At 62.1% G+C, this 15,845-nt stretch carries 15 protein-coding genes; 9 read left to right on the top strand and 6 right to left on the bottom strand.

Annotated elements, in window-relative coordinates:
- Positions 1-3: 3 nt before the first annotated feature.
- The 8 genes from NDB2M4_RS00470 to pssA all read left to right on the top strand — a co-directional run bounded on the left by NDB2M4_RS00470 (position 4) and on the right by pssA (position 7,091).
- Positions 4-798, top strand: a complete 795-nt coding sequence (locus tag NDB2M4_RS00470) for a thymidylate synthase (RefSeq protein ID WP_072371515.1) — start codon at positions 4-6, stop codon at positions 796-798.
- Between the two features lie 12 nt (positions 799-810).
- Complete coding sequence (locus NDB2M4_RS00465) at positions 811-1,323, top strand: dihydrofolate reductase (protein WP_139247033.1); 513 nt, start codon at positions 811-813, stop codon at positions 1,321-1,323.
- A 217-nt stretch (positions 1,324-1,540) separates the two neighbouring features.
- On the top strand, positions 1,541-2,653 hold the full coding sequence (gene hflK / locus NDB2M4_RS00460) for an FtsH protease activity modulator HflK (protein ID WP_072369040.1): 1,113 nt from the start codon (positions 1,541-1,543) through the stop codon (positions 2,651-2,653).
- A gap of 3 nt (positions 2,654-2,656) precedes the next feature.
- Positions 2,657-3,550, top strand: coding sequence for a protease modulator HflC (hflC, locus tag NDB2M4_RS00455; protein ID WP_072369039.1), 894 nt, complete (start codon positions 2,657-2,659; stop codon positions 3,548-3,550).
- Positions 3,550-3,735 (top strand): DUF2065 domain-containing protein, encoded by a 186-nt coding sequence (locus tag NDB2M4_RS00450; RefSeq protein ID WP_072369038.1) that lies wholly within the window; start codon positions 3,550-3,552, stop codon positions 3,733-3,735. Before hflC ends, NDB2M4_RS00450 begins: the two co-directional genes overlap by 1 nt.
- Positions 3,736-3,880: 145 nt before the next feature.
- A complete protein-coding gene (locus tag NDB2M4_RS00445) occupies positions 3,881-5,362 on the top strand; it encodes a Do family serine endopeptidase (RefSeq protein ID WP_244536010.1) in 1,482 nt (493 codons plus the stop codon).
- 71 nt (positions 5,363-5,433) lie between these two features.
- Positions 5,434-6,147, top strand: coding sequence for a phosphatidylserine decarboxylase (locus tag NDB2M4_RS00440; RefSeq protein WP_072369036.1), 714 nt, complete (start codon positions 5,434-5,436; stop codon positions 6,145-6,147).
- A 2-nt stretch (positions 6,148-6,149) separates the two neighbouring features.
- Entirely contained in the window at positions 6,150-7,091 is a 942-nt protein-coding gene (pssA, locus tag NDB2M4_RS00435) for a CDP-diacylglycerol--serine O-phosphatidyltransferase (protein ID WP_244536009.1), read from the top strand.
- 12 nt (positions 7,092-7,103) lie between these two features.
- Here pssA and NDB2M4_RS00430 read toward each other — a convergent pair whose 3' ends face one another.
- From NDB2M4_RS00430 to NDB2M4_RS00405, 6 genes are all read right to left on the bottom strand, one after another.
- Positions 7,104-9,056: an ATP-binding protein gene (locus NDB2M4_RS00430; RefSeq protein ID WP_244536008.1), complete on the bottom strand. Its 1,953-nt coding sequence runs from the start codon at positions 9,054-9,056 to the stop codon at positions 7,104-7,106.
- Complete coding sequence (locus NDB2M4_RS00425; protein WP_244536007.1) at positions 9,053-9,880, bottom strand: sensor histidine kinase; 828 nt, start codon at positions 9,878-9,880, stop codon at positions 9,053-9,055. Before NDB2M4_RS00425 ends, NDB2M4_RS00430 begins: the two co-directional genes overlap by 4 nt.
- A 218-nt stretch (positions 9,881-10,098) precedes the next feature.
- Positions 10,099-10,740: an energy transducer TonB gene (locus NDB2M4_RS00420; protein WP_171987990.1), complete on the bottom strand. Its 642-nt coding sequence runs from the start codon at positions 10,738-10,740 to the stop codon at positions 10,099-10,101.
- A 78-nt stretch (positions 10,741-10,818) separates the two neighbouring features.
- A complete protein-coding gene (locus NDB2M4_RS00415; RefSeq protein ID WP_072369033.1) occupies positions 10,819-11,277 on the bottom strand; it encodes an ExbD/TolR family protein in 459 nt (152 codons plus the stop codon).
- A 6-nt stretch (positions 11,278-11,283) separates the two neighbouring features.
- Positions 11,284-11,979: a MotA/TolQ/ExbB proton channel family protein gene (locus tag NDB2M4_RS00410; protein WP_072369032.1), complete on the bottom strand. Its 696-nt coding sequence runs from the start codon at positions 11,977-11,979 to the stop codon at positions 11,284-11,286.
- An 11-nt stretch (positions 11,980-11,990) separates the two neighbouring features.
- Entirely contained in the window at positions 11,991-12,452 is a 462-nt protein-coding gene (locus NDB2M4_RS00405) for a hypothetical protein (protein ID WP_244536006.1), read from the bottom strand.
- Positions 12,453-13,078: 626 nt separating this feature from the next.
- Between NDB2M4_RS00405 and NDB2M4_RS00400 the strand changes: the two genes are divergently transcribed.
- On the top strand, positions 13,079-15,550 hold the full coding sequence (locus tag NDB2M4_RS00400) for a TonB-dependent receptor (protein ID WP_072369031.1): 2,472 nt from the start codon (positions 13,079-13,081) through the stop codon (positions 15,548-15,550).
- Positions 15,551-15,845: the final 295 nt, after the last annotated feature.

Below are 15,845 nucleotides of genomic sequence, written 5' to 3'. Positions count from 1 at the left end.
GTCATGCAGCAGTACCTCGACCTGATGCGCCGCGTTCGTGACGAAGGCGTGCGCAAGACCGATCGCACCGGCACCGGCACACTCAGTGTGTTCGGGCATCAGATGCGCTTTGACCTCGCCGACGGATTTCCGCTGGTGACTACCAAGAAGGTGCATCTGAAGAGCGTCATTCACGAGCTGATCTGGTTTCTCGCGGGCGAAACCAATACGGCGTACCTGAAGGAAAATGGCGTCAGCATCTGGGACGAGTGGGCCGATGAAAATGGCGACCTCGGCCCGGTGTACGGTAAGCAGTGGCGCTCGTGGGCGAGCCCGGACGGGCAGACGATCGATCAGATCACTGAGATCGTGGAGACGCTGAAGACCAATCCCGACAGCCGGCGGATGATCGTATCGGCGTGGAATCCGGCCGACATTCCGGACATGGCGCTGGCACCGTGCCACTGCCTGTTCCAGTTCTACGTGGCAGATGGGCGGCTCTCGTGCCAGCTGTATCAGCGCTCGGCGGACATCTTCTTAGGCGTGCCGTTCAACATTGCGTCCTACGCGCTGCTGACGATGATGATGGCGCAGGTAACGGGTCTCAAAGCCGGTGAGTTCGTGCACACGTTCGGCGATGCGCACCTCTACCTCAATCACCTGGAGCAGGCGGACGAGCAGCTCAGCCGAGAGCCGCGGGCACTGCCGAGGATGGAGATCAATCCCCAGGTGACGTCGATCTTCAAGTTCAAGTACGGCGACTTCAATCTCGTCGGCTACGATCCGCATCCGCACATCAAAGCCGATGTGGCGGTGTAGGTGGCCGGGCACATGAAGATTTCCATTGTTGTCGCGGTGGCCGATAACGGCATCATCGGCCGCGATGGCGGTTTGCCGTGGCGGATTTCGTCAGACCTCAAGACATTCCGGCGGCTCACCATGGGCAAGCCACTGATCATGGGCCGCCGCACGTTCCAATCGCTGAAGAAGCCGCTCGACGGCCGCGACAATATCGTCATTTCCAGCAACGGCGATTATCGGCCCGAGGGCGCGCTGATGGCGGCCGACTTCCAATCGGCGGTTTCGCTGGCGCGCGAATGTGCCAAGGCGCGCGGGGTCGACGAAATAGCCGTGGTTGGGGGGACGGCGGTGTTCGAGGCAGCTCTGCCGATCGCTGATCGCATCTACAAGACGGAGGTTCATGGGGCGCCGCCGGGTGATGCGAGCTTTCCGGACCTCGACTGGAGTGCCTTTGAAGAGGTCGCGCGGGAGCCATTGCCGGCTGGGCCGAACGATGATTACCAAGCCACGCTGGTGGTCTTCGATAGACTTGGCGATAGGTAAATCTTTCCCACCGGGACATCGAATTAAGCCGCTATCACCTGCTTGAAGGTGGGCTCAGGCCACCAAATCTATCGAGCGTGTTTGCGCAGCGAGGACGCCCTGGCCTATAAGCGACTTCCAACCTTTCCGTGCGAGACGCGGGAATGGCTTTCGTGGCCGGACGCTTAGCGTTCCCTGTCTTGGCGCTATCGCATAAAGTATTGAAGGATCTCAATATATGCCCTGGAGCAATCAAAGTGGCGGCGGCGGCTGGAAAAGCGGCGGCGGCAACGGTGGAGGCCCGTGGGGTCAGGGTCCGGGCGGTGGTGGCGGCGGACAGCCGCCCGACCTCGAAGAGATGCTCAAGAGGGGACAGGACAAGGTCAAGCAGGTGATGCACGGCGGCGGCGTTCCGGGCCCGCTGCTGTTCTTGGTGGCAGTGGTCGCCTGCTCGGTCATTGCCTGGCAGGCGTTCACCTTCCGCGTCAATCCTGACGAACTCGGCGTGGTGATGCGCTTCGGCAAGTATGTCGGCAAGTATCCGCCGGGTCTGCACTTCCGCCTTCCCTATCCGATCGACGAAGTGCGCCTGCCTAAGGTGACGCGCCAGAACATCATCGAGATCGGCCGTGCGGGCCGCACCGGTGCCCTGCGCGATGCGGGCGATGAGAGCCAGATGCTGACGGGCGATGAAAACATCGTCGACATCAACTTCGTGGTCTACTGGCGCATCCGCGATGCCGAGAAGTACCTGTTCAACATCCAGAATCCCGACACGACGGTGAAGGAAGTCGCCGAGAGCGCCATGCGCGAGGTGGTCGGTCAGTCGAACATCCAGCCGATCCTGACGCAGGAGCGGCAGAAGACCGAAGAAGCCGTGCAGGCGCTGATGCAGAAGACGCTGGACAGCTATGGTGCCGGCATCCAGATCGACCAGGTGACACTGCAGAAGGTCGATCCGCCGGCCGAGGTGATCGACGCATTCCGCGATGTGCAGGCCGCGCGCGCCGATAAGGAGCGCCTGCAGAACGAAGCTTATGCCTATTTCAACAAGGTGGTGCCGGAGGCGCGCGGCGAGGCCGAGCGCATCATTCAGGCAGCCGAGGGCTACAAGCAGCAGGTGGTGAATGATGCCACCGGTCAGACGTCGCGCTTCACGCAGGTCTACGATCAGTACAAGAACGCTCCGGAAGTAACGCGCCGGCGCATGTTCCTCGAGACCATGGAGCGGGTGCTGGGCGGAACCGACAAGATCATCATCGACAGCAAGTCCGGGTCCGGTGTCGTGCCCTACCTGCCGCTCGAAAAGCTGCAGGGCCGCAGCAACTCCAACACGGACGGAGCCAACTAACCCATGCGTGCGCTGCTTGCTCTGCTGATCATCGTCGCCGGTCTTGCGACCGTTGGCATTTACACCTCCGCCTACATCGTGCACCAGAACGAGCAGGCGCTCGTTCTGCGGTTCGGTGAACCATTGCGCGTGCAGACGGATCCCGGCCTTTATTTCAAGGCGCCGTTCATCGATACGGTCGAGATCTACGACAAGCGTATTCTCGATCTCGACAGCCAGGCGCAGGAAGTGACGGCGGCGGACCAGAAGCGTCTCGTCGTCGATAGCTTCGCGCGCTACCGCATCGTCGATCCGCTGAAGTTCTACCAGACATTGCGCTATGAAGAGGCCGTGCGCTCGCGGCTGGGACCGATCATCGACTCGGCGCTGCGGCGTGTTCTCGGTGGCGCTACCTTCCAGGATGTCGTGCGTGACAAGCGCGAAGAGCTGATGCAGCGCATTGCCAAGCAGGTGAACCAGGAAGGCAACGAGTTCGGCCTGAAGGTCGTCGATGTGCGCATCAAGCGAGCCGACCTGCCCGAGCAGAACTCCAAGAGCGTATTCGACCGCATGCGTGCCGAGCGTCAGCGAGAGGCGGCGGAGTTCCGCGCGCAGGGCGCCGCCGAGGCAAACCGCATCAAGGCGACGGCCGATCGCGAGGCGACTGTCATCGAGGCAGAAGCAACCCGCAAGGGCGAGGAGCTGCGCGGTGGTGGCGATGCCGAGCGCAACAAGATCTACGCCGAGGCCTACAGCAAGGATCCGGAGTTCTTCGAGTTCTATCGCTCGATGCAGGCGTACGAGCGGGGTCTGAAATCCGCTGACACGCGGCTTCTGCTGTCGCCTGACAGCGACTTCTTCCGCTACTTCGCTGATCCGCACGGCAAGCCTCAGCCCTCGACCCAGCCGCCACGCTGATGGCCGACCTCGTCGTCGGCATCGGTCTGGTCCTGGTGATCGAGGGGCTTCTCTGGGCCCTGACGCCCAATCTTGCCGAACGATTCTTGCAGGCGGCGGCCTCCGTGCCGCAGAGTTCGCTGCGCGCTGCGGGGTGGAGCTCGGTGGCGATCGGCCTCGGCCTCGTCTGGCTGATCCGTGGCTGACCACCCGCGATGCTGGCGGCCCGGCGGCAGCTGGGCCGCGTTGACAGGGATCGCGGCTTGCCATCCACTGGCCGCGCCCCGGGGTTATCAGGGACGCGGGTTACGTGCGGCTGTTGGCCGGCTAGACCGACAGGAGATAAGAACAATGCTTGGGATGACGGCGCGCGGCGGATTGCGGTGCGGTGCTCGGGCGGGTGCGTGGTTGTCTCAGCGTTCGAAGATGGCTGCCGTGTGCTGTGCGCTGCTCGCGCCGGCGGCAGTTCAGGCACGCGGTCCTGAATCGGTGGCTCCGATCGCAGACGGCCTAATCGAGGCGGTGGTCAATATATCGACCAGCCAAGCGATCAAGGGCCCGCAAGGATTGCCGCTGCCGAGCGTGCCTAAGGGCTCGCCTTATCATGAGTACTTCGAGGATTTCTTCGATAACCGCGGCGGGCACTCGGCGCAGGATCGCATGGTGTCGTCGCTGGGCTCTGGATTCATCGTCGACGGGAAGCAAGGCATCATCGTCACCAACAACCACGTGATCGACGGTGCGGAAGAGATTCAGATCAACCTGCATGACGGGTCGAAGCTGAAGGCGGAGCTGCTGGGCAAGGACACCAAAACCGACATTGCCGTTCTGAAGGTGACGCCGAAGTATCCCTTGAAAGAAGTGAAGTTCGGTTCCTCGCAGGCGATCCGCGTCGGCGATTGGGTGATGGCGATCGGCAACCCGTTCGGGCTCGGTGGCAGCGTCACGCTGGGTATCATTTCGGCCAAGGCGCGCAACATCAATTCGGGGCCGTACGACGACTACCTGCAGACCGATGCCTCGATCAACAAAGGCAACTCGGGCGGGCCGCTGTTCAACATGGATGGCGAAGTCGTGGGCGTGAACACGGCGATCATTTCGCCGACCGGAGGGTCGATCGGCATCGGCTTTGCCGTGCCTGCCGATACGGTGGCGCCGGTGGTGCAGCAGCTGGTCGAGTTCCACGAGGTGCGGCGCGGCTGGCTCGGGGTGAAGATCCAATCGGTTTCGGAAGAAATTTCCCAGGCGCTGGGACTGCCTGAGAACGCGGGCGCACTCGTCGCCGCGACGACACCTGCGGGACCGGCCGCGAACGGGGGCATCAAGGCAGGCGACGTGATCGTGAAGTTCGCCAACGAAGATGTGACGAGCATGCGCTCGCTGCCGCGTCTCGTCGCGCGGGCGCCGATCGACAAACAGGTTCCGGTGGAGATTCTGCGCAAGGGCGAGCGTCTGACGCTTCAGATCACCGTTGGCCGCCTGTCGGAGGAAGACGAGAAGTCGCCGGAGGACGAAGATGCGAAGCCGGCAGCCTCGGGCGTTGATGTGCTTGGGCTGAAGCTTTCCGCGCTCACCGATGCGCTGCGCTCGAAATACGGCATCGATGCCGACGTGAAGGGCGCGCTGGTCGACGCCATCGATCCAAAGAGCCCCGCGGCCGGGAGCATCAAGGTTGGTGACGTCATCGTCCAGGCAGCAAATGAGCCGGTTACCGGCCCCAAGGATTTGAGCATGCGCATCGAGACGGTACGCAAGAGCAAGCGCAAGACAATGATGCTCGAAGTGGAAGATTCAAAGGGCGGGCACAGGTTCGTCTCTGTGCCGGTGGAATAGGCGGCCTCGCTGAGGCTTTGGCGCCGGTATATGGCGCCGTTGAGAAACAATACGATCGAGGGAGTGAGCCGGTGTCCAATCGTCACGGCATTATCGACACCATTATGGACAGCCTCGCGCCGGTGAACCGCGACGGGCACAAGTTCATCGCCATCGCGGCGGGGCTAGCGCTGCTGTTCTTCATGATCTGGACGCCGCTGGCGTGGATCTGCGTGATCGCGGCGCTGTACATCGCCTATTTCTTCCGCGATCCCGATCGTGTCACGCCGCTGCGCGATGGCCTGATCATCGCCCCTGCGGACGGGCGCATCGCTGCAATCGAGACTGTGACGCCGCCGACTGAGATGGGGCTCGGGCCGGAGCCGCGGGTGCGCATCTCGACGTTCTTGAGCGTGCTCAACGTTCACATCACGCGTTCGCCGGTTTCGGGGAAGCTCGTTCGTTCGATCTACATCCCGGGGGCATTTTTTAACGCTGCCCTCGATAAAGCGAGTGAAGAGAACGAGCGCCGGGTGATGATCATCGAGAAGCCGGACGGGACGGAGATCGGCGTCGTGCAAATTGCCGGCCTCGTCGCGCGGCGCATCGTGCCGTTCGTGCACGAGGGCGAAAGCGTCGGCGTGGGCGAGCGGCTGGGACTCATCCGCTTCGGCTCGCGCGTCGATGTCTATCTTCCGCCCGGCAAGAATGCTCTTGTGTCGGTGGGCCAGCTCGCCAATGCCGGTGAGACAGTCCTGGCCGATCTGCAGTCGACGGAACCGGAGCGCGTGGCGCGGCGGAGCTGAGTATGGTCAAGGTCAAGCACTGGCGCAGGGGATTTCGTGAGCAGAAGGCGTTCGGCATGGACCCGGTACTTCCGCGACTGGAACGTGAGACCCGGCGCCGCCGGGGGGCGCGCATGTTTCATCATCAGCGCATTCCGGTGCGCATGCTGGTGCCGAACTTCTTCACCATCCTTGGGCTGTGTGCGGGTTTGACCTCGATCCGCATGTCGATCGAAGGGCGCTACGAGCTGGCGCTGGCGGCGATCGTTTTTGCAGCGCTGCTCGATGGTATCGACGGGCGCGTGGCTCGGTTGCTGAAAGCGTCTTCGCGCTTCGGTGCTGAGCTCGACAGCCTCGCCGACTTCGTCAACTTCGGCGTCGCACCGGCGTTTCTGCTGTTCACCTGGGGGCTTGGGCTCGGCGAGTTCAAGAGCCTCGGGTGGATCTGTGTGATGATCTTTGCGCTGGCATCGGCGCTGCGACTTGCGCGTTTCAATGTCGCCCTCGACGAAGACAAGCCGAAGTGGCAGGCGGCATACTTCAGCGGCATGCCGACGCCGGCAGCGGCGATCGTGGTGCTGCTGCCGGTCTACATCGAACACTTGGGTTTCGAGGGTATTCGCACCTCGGCGGCGATGCTCGACGTGGTGCTGGTCTATACCGTCGTCATCGCCTTCATGATGGTGTCGACCATTCCCACCTTCTCGGGCAAGCTGCTCGGCGAACGCATATCGCGCGAATACGTCATGCCGCTCTTCATGCTGGCGGTGGGTTTTGTGGCTCTGCTCGTGACCTATCCCTTCGCCACGCTGACGGGTGCGTGCATTGCCTACCTCGCAATGATCCCCGTGAGCTGGTGGCGCTTCGGCCAAATGATGGCCGCTACGCCAATCGCACCGGCAGAAGACACCGGCAGCACGCGCCGCATCGTTTCCATTCGGTCAAACGATTCATCGGCGCGCTGAGGGCGCCGTCTGTCAGCGCTGCTGGCGCTGAATCAGACGGTCGCGCAGCGTTTTGAAGGTCGATTCCGCAGCCAGTTCGCGATCTTCCTCGCCGAAATTCTGCCCCGACAAATCGGAAGATCGCTGCTGCGGTGTTTCCTTGCGCACGCTCGATGAGGCGGTCCAGGCGTGCGGCTGCTGGGGCTGACGCGGTTGTTGCGCTGACCGCGAGCTTTCGGACGCGGGCGTGTACTCAGCTTCATGATGGTCGGGGTGCGGGGCCACATGGGGACCCAAGTCGATACCCGCGGCCATGTCGGACGTGCGCCAGCGCTCGACGACCTGCTCCAGGAAGCCGTCGTCACCCACCGACTTCTGCCAGTGCTCGGTGAAGCGAGCCGTCGTCGAGCGAGGCAGGCAGTGCGCGGGCAGCAGATCGAACTTGATGCGGACGGGCAAGGCAACGCCATCGCCGAAGGCGAGAGCTTCGCGCTGACCGAGCGAAGGCAGGAATTCGAGCAGGCCCGATCCGGTATCGCTGATGGCCGAATGCACGATTTCCTGGTCGCGGTCGTTCGACATGCGCAGGGCGAACACGGTGTTGCATTGGGAAAGGATGGTGGCGTCGACCTCGGCGGGACGCTGGGAGACGATGCACAGGGCAACGCCGTACTTGCGGCCTTCCTTGGCGATGCGGGCGATGGCGCGTTTGCACGGCTCGAAGCCGAGATGATCGGATGCCGGCACGTATCGGTGGGCTTCCTCGCAAACGAGCGTCACGGGGACTTTGCCCTCGCTCCAGTGGGCGAAGTCAAACGTCATGCGCGCGAGCACCGATACGACGACGTTGATGATCTCAGTCGGCAGGCCGGTCAGCTCGACGATGGTGATCGGCTTGTTGTTCACGGGCACGCGGAACAGGCGGCTCAACACCTGCGTCATGCCATCATAGATGGTGAGCGAGCCGAACATGAAGGCGTAGCGGCCGTCCTGCGAGATGGCGTCGATGCGGGCGCGAAGGTTGCGATAGGGTGAGAGATCGCGCTTGTTCTCCAGCTTGCCCATGCGCTCGTCGATGAGGCCGGTCAGGTCGGATATGCGATACGGCACCGGGGTGTCGACGGTGAAGCGCGCCTGCTCGGGAATGATCGAGCGGCGCACGACCTGATTATCCCGAGCACGGCCGGCGCTGTAGCGCGCCTTGGCGATAGGGATCAGCTCCTGCAGGATCTCGATCTCGGCCTTGCGCGAAGGATCTGAAATGAGCACCTCGATCAGCTCCTCGAAATTGAGGAGCCAGAAGGGGAGCTGCATGTTGCGAGGGCTGATGACCTCGGCCCATTCGGCGAAAGCGGTGGCGTATTCGTTGTGCGGATCGAGCAGCACGATGTGCGCCGCCGGGTTCTGCTCGAGGATTGCGCGCAGGATCAGTGCCGTGGTGCACGACTTGCCGGTGCCGGTGGTGCCGAGGATGGCGACGTGCTTGCCCAGCAACTCATCGACGCGGATCATCGCGGGGATGGTGCTATCCTGGCGGATACTTCCAACGCGAACCGAGTGTCCCGGCTCGCCCCAGAAGGCGGCGGCAAGCTCGGCTTTCGAGGCGACGCGCACGCGGTTGCCGAGTGAGGGATACGCTGTCACGCCGCGCGCGAAGACGTTGGCTTGGCCGGCCTCATCGGGCCAAAGTTCGCCCACGAGACCGAGTTCGGCGATCCAGATTTCGCCTTCATCCTCGCGGTGTGCAGGCACCGGGACGCTCAGGGCCGAGACGATCGCCAGCACGATGGTGTTGGCAGTATCGATTGCCAGAAGCGTGCCCATGTCGGGACGCACGGGGCGGACTTGGCCTTCCTTCGGGCTATCGAGAAGAACGATTGCCTTGGAGCCGGTTACCGAGACGATGCGTCCGATGGAGCGATCGGCGGCGCTCGTCTCATGTGGAATGTTGGACATGAAGCGCTGGGCGTCCGCAATATGGCTCACGAGGCAATATCCTGCTGAAAACTATCGGATTCGGTAGCGGTGGCACGCGTGGGGATGATCACCTCAACAGTCGTGCCCCGGCCCTTCACGCTGTCGATGTTTACAGAGCCGCCATGCAACTGGACGAGGGCGCGGGCGATGGGAAGACCGAGGCCTGTTCCGTCGCGCCAGCGTGCGTGGCCGCCGTCGGCTTGACCGAAGGGTGTCAGGGCGACAGCGACTTCCTCGGGTGTCATCCCGATGCCGGTGTCGCTGACGGCAATCGCAACGATACCGGGGCGCGCTGAGGCGATGATCGCAACTCGACCGCCGGCCTTGGTGAACTTCAGCGCATTGGAAATGAGGTTAGTGAATATCTGGCGCAGACGCACACCGTCGCCCCGGATCAACGGCAGATCAGGATCGATGCGCTGCTCCAGCACGACACCTGCATTCTCAGCCATGAGGCGGAACGAGGAAGCAGAAGCGCTCAGGACCTCGCACAGGTTCACCTCGCGCGCTTCCATCACGCACTTGCCGCTTTGGATCTTGGAGATGTCCAGGATGTTGTTGATGACGGCGAGCAGATGCCCCGCGGCGTCGTGAATGAGGTTGGCGTAGTCGGTCACCTGGGTGGATGACAGGCGGCGCTGCTCCTGTTCGGACAGCAGCTTGGAAAAACCAATTATGGCGTTGAGCGGTGTGCGCAGCTCGTGGCTCATGTTGGCGATGAACTCGGATTTCAGCTTGCTGGCGAGCTCGGCCTCGACGCGAGCCGAGCGTTCGGCCACACGGGCCCGATGGCGCAATATCGCGTCGCCCAGAAGCGAGGCGTACTCGTTCATCAGGGAGGACGGTTTTGGCTTGGACAGCGGACCGCTAAACATCGCCGGATATTGAACCCTTTTTTACGTGGCGACGGTATCGGGCAGCCGATAACGGCCGGTTAATCGGCGTCTGTTCCTGAGACAAATAAAGTGTTGAGGCGCGTGCCGGGGTGGCACGCGGATTGGCGCTCAAGGCGGAAATGCGATGGCGAGATGGTGCCCGCGTCCGCGCTCGATCAGCGGGTCAAGAAATGGAAGGGGACCTGGAGTTCCAAGGAGCCGCCGGTCTGGGCATCGCCGGGCGGAGGAGGAAACGGCGCGGATCGTTCCAGCGATGCCAAGGCCGCATCGTCAAGAAGCTTTGAGCCAGAACTCTGCACGATCGTGCGCGAGACGATCTCGCCCTGGGGGTCGACGGTAAAGCGCAGCAGGACCGTGCCGGTCTGCGCGGAACGCGGATTGACTTTATGCCGCTGCAGCTTCTTGGCGATCTCGCCCATGTAAAGACGCCGCGCGGTGACGTCGGCGCCGCTGAGCTTGGAGCCGACGCTCTGCTGCTCGGCGGCAACCATCGGTGCCACGGCTTGGGCCGTCATCTCGACGGGCTTTTCTTCCTCGACCGGCTTTGCTTCGGCGATCTCAACGGGTGCTTCGGTGGTAGCCTCGGACGAGGTGACGATGTCCTTCAGTTCGGGCTCTTTGGTCTCGACCGGCTCCGACTGCTGCATCTCCTGCACCGGCGCGATGTCGACCGCCTCGACGACTTCTTCGGCGCCGCCCAACATCGCCGAGCCTTCGATTGTGACGGTGAGGTCGGTGCTGAAGCTGTCGTCGCCCGATCCCGCGTCGAATGCCGATACAGCAGGTTCGGATGTCACGAATGCAAAGGCTAGCGCTCCGTGTGCGGCGAGCGAAAGCAAGACTGCAATTGGGCGGAGCAACTGCATTGCGCTATATTAATTCTGAGCCGGCGGGGCCGAACGGGATTGGGCCTTAGCCAAAAGCGAGACGCGTGCATAGCCGCTCTCACCGACAAGGGTGAGAACTTCCATGACGTCGCCATAAGCTGCTTTCGTGTCGCCGCGGACGTAAACAACTGCGTCGCCTTCCTCGGCGCGGATCTGACGCAAGCGGGGGACGAGGCTGGCGCGGTCGATGAACTCGTCGCGGATCTGGAAACGACCATCGGGTGTGAGTGTCACGACCATCGGCTTTTTTGCCTGGCCTAGTCGCGGAGCTGTCGTCTTCGGCAGATCGACCGGAACGCCGGCTACCATGAGGGGAGCTGCCACCATGAAGATGATGAGCAGGACCAGCATGACGTCGACCATCGGCGTGATATTGATCTCGGCCATCGGCCGATAGCCAACGCCGTCATCATCATCTGCCTGCGGAAGGTTTACAGACGCGCCCATCGGAGCTCAGTGTCCCTTGCTTGCGCGCATCGGGACGACGGTCTCGGAAGTGGGCCGCGACATCTTCTTTGCGATCTCGGTGAGAGATGTGTTGGCGCGCGCGGCGAGGCGGCCGAGCGACACGGATACAGCGTTGTAGGCCATCACGGCTGGGATGGCTGCCGCCAGACCGAGCGCGGTCGCGAGCAGAGCCTCGGCAATACCCGGAGCAACCGTCGCGAGACTGGTGTCCTGCTGCTGGCCGATGGCGGTGAAGCTGTTCATGATGCCCCAAACGGTACCGAAGAGACCGACGAACGGTGCTGCGGAACCGATGGTGGCGAGAAAGGGAAGCCCCGCTTCCTGCCGCTGCAATTCGCTTTTCAGCGTGCCACGCAGGGCCCGCTCGATGCGTGCGCGTACGGCACTGCGATCTTCGTTGCGGGATGCGCCGTCGTTCAGCTCGTCTTCGCCGGAATCGAGCAGGCGCTTGATAAGGCCGCGTTCGGTGTCGCTAGCCGTGCCGCTGCGGGCAACGGCTTCGAGCCGGCGGACTTGCCGTCGCAACCACATGAGGCGGATCATCTTCTCGAAGATGATGGCCCAACATGCGACCGAGGCGACGACAAGGCCGATCATGACACCCTTCACCACCGGGTCGGCCTGCATGAACATGCCGTAGAAGGAGTAGTCCTGCTGGGCGGCGGCGGCGAACACTATCACTGGCGAAACCCTTACTTTGAAATTTCAGCCTTGGTCAGCGATTTGACCTTGAGGTTGGCCAGGCAATTGGCAACCGGGCCGGATGCAGTCTTGCAATCGAGCACGTCGTTAACGAGGAAGTTGCCGATCGTGTCGCACTGCGTTCCCTCGAGGTCGAACAGCTTAACGGTGCGCTTATCTGCCCGGACGGGGGCCAGATCGAGCGCCAGGCGGCGTCCGATGACGCCATCCGTCTGGAACAGTACAAGATCAAGTTTGTACGCATCGTAAGAGGCTTGCGTCGGATTGCTCACGACGATGTAGGCGCGGCAACCTTTGTCGGACGGTTCGAGCTTGTTGAGCTCAACGGTCACACCTTCACCGCCTGTGTCGGACTGAGCAGAGGGCGTTTCCTGAGCGGCGAGTCCCGAGCTGACGCACAGGGCGGTGAGGACAGCGATGACCGCGCTCGATTTGGACTTTATTGTTTTCATGGGTCGCAACCAGTTCATTGTTGATCCGAACGTCCCGGACGCTCGATGAAGCGGTCGCCTATGTCAAAGACTTGGCGTGGCATCATTTGTTGCGCAGGGGCGACCGTGTGAGTTGCTAAACTTTCTCGACGTCTGGTTGCTGCGAGTGCGATCGCATCGTTGCTCTTCCTCCCTCGGCCGATCCTTATACGGTCGGCTCTATTTTTCGGTGTCCCAGGGGAGCCAGCCAAATGCCTCGGCGACGTAGCCGGGGATGAGTTTCCACCTGTGCGCCACTGAATGAAGTAACACTGCGCAGACGACCCCTGTCAAATACGGAAATGAGAGCACCGGTTGCCGGGAATAACTCCCGAGCCAACCGGGATTTTTTCCCGAATTCGATGCGCGTGAGACACACCGCCTCTGGGTTTGTCGGGACGGCTGCCGCGCAACCTTGACCAGAGTACGGCGGGAGACTTTTCTACCTCAGTTAATTACGCCCCCCTTCAGAAAATATCCCGAGCAACGGGAAAGTTTGAGGGAAAGGGTGACGACGGGAACGGGCTGGCGAACGGTGGCGGTTCGCAACACAAAGGCCCGGCCGGATCGGTGAGTTAGTCACCTCGCGTAACTGGGGGAATCGAGTAATGCGTTCCGCGACGGCGTTTGCGTCCGTATTGTGTCTGGTTGGTCTGGCTTCGACTACCGCGCTAGCACAGGAGCAAGGTGGCAACGCCGCTCCAGCACCGGCTTCGGCGGCCGCTGAGCTGCCCCCGGTGGAAGTCATCCAAGACACGCCCAGCCAGAAAGCGGTGCGCGCCAAGAAGAAGGCGCCGGCAGTATCTCCGCTCAGCAGTGTCGGTTCCGGTTCAGGTGGTGCGCCGCAAGCTGCCGCTGCTCAGGCTCCCGCCGCCGTATCAGCCGCGCCGCCAGTCACGGTGCCGAGCGCGGTCACCAATGTCACCGACACCGACATCGAAGCAGAAGGCACCGGCTCGATACAGCAGGCGCTGCAGCAGAAAGTGCCGGGCATCATCATCTCCGACGCAGCCGGTAATCCGCTCCGTGCAGAGCTTTCATATCGCGGGTTTGATGCCTCGCCGGTGAGCGGCCGTGCGCAGGGCCTTGCCGTCTACCAGAACGGTGTGCGCATCAACGAAGCCTTCGGCGATGTGGTCAACTGGGATGTGTTGCCGAGCAATGCCATCTCGTCGATGTCGGTCGTCAGCAACAACCCATCGTTCGGATTGAACGCGCTGGGCGGCGCCGTCAGCATCGCGATGAAGGACGGCTTCAGCTATCAGGGCGGCGAACTCGACATCATGTTCGGTTCGTTCGGGCGCAAGCAGGTTGGTGTGCAGGCTGGCGGCTCCAGCGGTAACGCCGCCTTCTATGTCGCCTCGGAGGTGTTCGAGGATGACGGTTTCCGCGACTTCTCGGATAGCGAGGTCAAGCGCTTCTATGGCGACCTCGGCCTCAAGGGTACTTACACCGAGATGCACTTCAGCCTGACGGCTGCCAGCAATCACTTCGGTGCGACGGCGGCGGCCCCTGTAGAGTTGCTCGACAGGAGCTGGAGCAATACCTTCACATCACCACAGACGACCGATCTCGAAGTCTTGATGCCATCTGTGTCGGCCAGCGTGAAAGCAACCGATACATTGACCTTCTCCGGCGTCGGCTATTATCGCCGCTATAAAAACCGGGTTGTCGACGGCAACCTGACCGAGGCGGAGGAGTGTGGTGATTACCTCTGCGTCGATGGTAATCCTCTGCTCTATAACGGGACCGACGAGCCTATCAACATCGGTCCCGCTCCCGCAGGCATCGACCTTGAGGAGCCTTATGGCTCGATCGAGCGTCTCGCCACGACAAGCAGCAGTTGGGGCGGCGTGATCGAGGCGCAGGAAAGAGCGAAGCTGTTCGGCAAGCGTAACCTGTTCCTCGCCGGCGTCTCGTACGATCACGGCGATACCAACTACAAAACCTCGAGCGAGCTTGGCACGATTGGCCCCAAGTATGTGGTCGAGGGAACGGGAATCATCGTCAGCGACGAAGAGAACGAGCTTTCTCCACGTGACCTAGACGCCGAGAACACGTATTGGGGCGCCTACTTCTCCGACGCGCTCGACGTGACCGACCGCCTCACGGTTACGGTCGGTGGGCGTTACAATTACGCTCGGATCAAGCTGACTGATAACACCGGGCTGTTCGACGAACTGAACACGACCAACACCTACGAGCGCTTCAATCCAATGGCGGGCGCCAACTACAAACTGGCTCCGGGGCTTTCGGTCTATGGCGGCTACTCGGAATCCAATCGTGCGCCGACGCCGGCCGAGCTTGGTTGCGCCGAGCCCGACAATCCCTGCCTCATCGAGAGCTTCCTGACCGACGATCCGCCGCTGAAGCAGGTGGTCGGGCGCACGGGCGAGATCGGCCTGCGCGGGCAAGGCGTGCTGAATGGTGGCGTCTATACGTGGGGCGCGGGTTTGTTCCGCACCCTGGCCTCGGATGACATTCTGCCAGTCACCGAATCGGGGGGCGCAGGACGCATCTACTTCGTCAACGCCGGCGATACGCTGCGCCAGGGCGTTGAGCTTTCCGCCACGTATGAAACGCGCAAGTGGAGCGTGTACGGGTCCTACGCCTACGTCGACGCTACGCTGGACAAGTGCGACGACCCGAGCGGTGAGTGCGCCTTCCTCGAGGCGGGAGATCGGTTGCCGGGAATCCCGCGTCACCGCTTCAAGGCTGGCTTCGACTACTGGCTGACGTCGAAGTGGAAGTTCGGCGCCGACGTGGTAGCCGCGAGCGATCAGCCGCTGTTCCCGAACGAGGCGAAAGAAGAGGCTGACGCGGACGGCATTTCGTCGATGCTCGGCGGCTATGGACGGGTCGACCTGCATACGTCTTACGACGTCACCGAGAAGTTCCAGATCTACGGCTTGGTCAAGAACCTGTTCGACAGCAGGTACGGCCTCTACGGCACTTACTTCGAGGCTGACGACGTCAGCGATGTCGACCAGGCCTTAGGCGGTGCCGGGTTCAACGACCCGCGCACGATCTCGCCGGCCATGCCTTTCGCGGCCTACGGCGGCGTCAAGATCAAGTACTGAGCCAACTCGCAGAGCTACTCCTGCCCTGCTGACCACCGAAGCCCTTCTCGTTCGCGAGGAGGGCTTTTGTGTTTGCCACTTGTGGAAGAGCTGTGCGTGGCCTGAAGGCAACTTTTGGCAAGTGATACACAGTTGCGGTTCCGTGGGCCGCTTGACGCGGCATCTGGCCCACCCTGCAATTCTTTTGATGTTGCGATTTGAGTCGCAGCAGAAAACAAGAAGAATTCGGGAATTTTTCCCGAATTTCACTGCGTGGTTTCCTGAGTTGCGTCGTTGCGTTGCCGAAGGAGTGCAA

It is taken from the genome of Hyphomicrobium sp. NDB2Meth4 (assembly GCF_900117445.1).
Lineage (GTDB): Bacteria > Pseudomonadota > Alphaproteobacteria > Rhizobiales > Hyphomicrobiaceae > Hyphomicrobium_A.
This window is presented reverse-complemented; position numbering and strand designations above follow the sequence as displayed.

Coding starts and splice junctions, on each gene's coding strand:
- hflC (WP_072369039.1), top strand. CDS start 2,657: ATGCGTGCGCTGCTTGCTCTGCTGATCATCGTCGCCGGTCTTGCGACC.
- hflK (WP_072369040.1), top strand. CDS start 1,541: ATGCCCTGGAGCAATCAAAGTGGCGGCGGCGGCTGGAAAAGCGGCGGC.
- NDB2M4_RS00400 (WP_072369031.1), top strand. CDS start 13,079: ATGCGTTCCGCGACGGCGTTTGCGTCCGTATTGTGTCTGGTTGGTCTG.
- NDB2M4_RS00450 (WP_072369038.1), top strand. CDS start 3,550: ATGGCCGACCTCGTCGTCGGCATCGGTCTGGTCCTGGTGATCGAGGGG.
- NDB2M4_RS00470 (WP_072371515.1), top strand. CDS start 4: ATGCAGCAGTACCTCGACCTGATGCGCCGCGTTCGTGACGAAGGCGTG.
- NDB2M4_RS00405 (WP_244536006.1), bottom strand. CDS start 12,452: ATGAAAACAATAAAGTCCAAATCGAGCGCGGTCATCGCTGTCCTCACC.
- NDB2M4_RS00445 (WP_244536010.1), top strand. CDS start 3,881: ATGCTTGGGATGACGGCGCGCGGCGGATTGCGGTGCGGTGCTCGGGCG.
- NDB2M4_RS00415 (WP_072369033.1), bottom strand. CDS start 11,277: ATGGGCGCGTCTGTAAACCTTCCGCAGGCAGATGATGATGACGGCGTT.
- NDB2M4_RS00425 (WP_244536007.1), bottom strand. CDS start 9,880: ATGAACGAGTACGCCTCGCTTCTGGGCGACGCGATATTGCGCCATCGG.
- pssA (WP_244536009.1), top strand. CDS start 6,150: ATGGTCAAGGTCAAGCACTGGCGCAGGGGATTTCGTGAGCAGAAGGCG.
- NDB2M4_RS00465 (WP_139247033.1), top strand. CDS start 811: ATGAAGATTTCCATTGTTGTCGCGGTGGCCGATAACGGCATCATCGGC.